At 34.2% G+C, this 1,573-nt stretch carries 2 protein-coding genes; one reads left to right on the top strand and one right to left on the bottom strand.

From position 1 onward, the window contains the following. Window positions 1-491 (bottom strand): MFS transporter (locus tag UIB65_RS05635; protein ID WP_330040152.1); only part of this gene is annotated, 491 nt, incomplete at its 3' end. Window positions 492-753: 262 nt separating this feature from the next. Between UIB65_RS05635 and budA the strand changes: the two genes are divergently transcribed. Then, on the top strand, window positions 754-1,557 hold the full coding sequence (gene budA, locus UIB65_RS05630) for an acetolactate decarboxylase (protein ID WP_330040151.1): 804 nt from the start codon (window positions 754-756) through the stop codon (window positions 1,555-1,557). The last annotated feature ends 16 nt before the right edge of the window (window positions 1,558-1,573 follow it).

Genomic DNA, 1,573 nt, shown 5'->3' with positions numbered 1-1,573 from the left:
GGAGTCACCAATCCTCCAACCATTGAAGCTAAAATAACTCCAACCGGTGCACCTGATTGCATGAATGCACCAAATTTGGCTCTTAATTTGTCAGGAAATGTTTCATTGATGTATGTCTGACCTGTAGCCCATTCTCCACCAACACCTAATCCTGTGATGAATCTGAATATTAAAAGAGAATAGAAGTCCCATGTAAATGCACACAATAGAGTTCCTATCGAATAGATAATAATAGTCCATTGCAATACCTTTTTACGTCCGTATTGGTCACCCAGTGCTCCAAAGATTATTCCACCAAAACCGGTAGCAAATAATGACATGCCCAAACATAAAGAAAGCATTTCAGCGGAAAAATTCAAGCTGGATTGAAGCTGTGATACTAAAAAAGTGAATAAAACCAGGTCATAGAAATCAAAAACCCATCCTGCCCAACTCATGGCAAAAATTCTGTAATGATGTTTGTTTAATTTAGTCTCCTCATTCATTAACATATTAACAACCCAATACAAATCAGATTTCATGCAATAATCATCTGTTAATCATAAAAAAAATTTTTAGGAATTATCGATTATTCTAAACAATATATAATGATTTACTGTTTAAAATATTTAATCATTAATTAAAGTCTATAATCTGACATTAATAAACCTACCTATTTAAGAAAAAAGATTAGAAAAACTAGCAATCAAGTAATTAAACTTATTAATTAATTTAAATATAAATTGTAATTACTGAATAGGAGGAATATATATTATGAATAAAAAGATAATTTTTGCTTTAGTCATAATGGGTTTGCTTGCTGTTTCAGCGGCCAATGCTCAAAACTCATTAATACTAAACAACAATGGCGACGATTCAATGTATCAGGTCTCCTTAATGCAGGCTTTCATGCATGGAGAATATGATGGAGTAATCACCGTAGGCGATTTAAAGAAACACGGTGACATTGGTCTTGGAACATTTGAAGGAGTAAACGGCGAGATGATAATTTTGGATGGTGTTGTCTATCAGGCAGCAGCTGACGGAAGCATCAATGTCATGAATGATAACGAAAAAATACCATTCGCTACAATCACAAAATTCGATGAGGATGGTAAAATAGACAATATAAACGCCAGCAACTTTAACGATTTGACCAGCCAGCTGAACAAAGAAATTGAAAAATATGGTACAAACAACATGTATGTAATCAAAATCAAAGGTGATTTTTCAAACATTACAGTTAGAAGTGTTGAAAAACAAGAAAAACCATATAAGGAATTCACTGATGTTGCAGCAGTAGACCAAAAGGTATTCAATCACACTGACCAGACCGGAACACTTGTGGCGGTTTACTTCCCAGAGTATATGAATGAATTGAACATGCACGGCTGGCATCTTCATTTCATGTCTGATGACAAGACAAAAGGAGGCCATGTTTTAGGATTCAACGGTTTTAAAGGATCAGGTCAAATTGATGAAATCCACGAATTCAACATGATACTTCCAACCGATGATTCATTTAAAACAATGAACTTCACCGAGAATATGACCAGTAAAATCAGCAGTGTAGAATAACTCTTTTGAGTTATTC

It is taken from the genome of Methanobrevibacter sp. (assembly GCF_036307625.1).
GTDB lineage: Archaea > Methanobacteriota > Methanobacteria > Methanobacteriales > Methanobacteriaceae > Methanocatella.
This window is presented reverse-complemented; position numbering and strand designations above follow the sequence as displayed.

Coding starts and splice junctions, on each gene's coding strand:
- budA (WP_330040151.1), top strand. CDS start 754: ATGAATAAAAAGATAATTTTTGCTTTAGTCATAATGGGTTTGCTTGCT.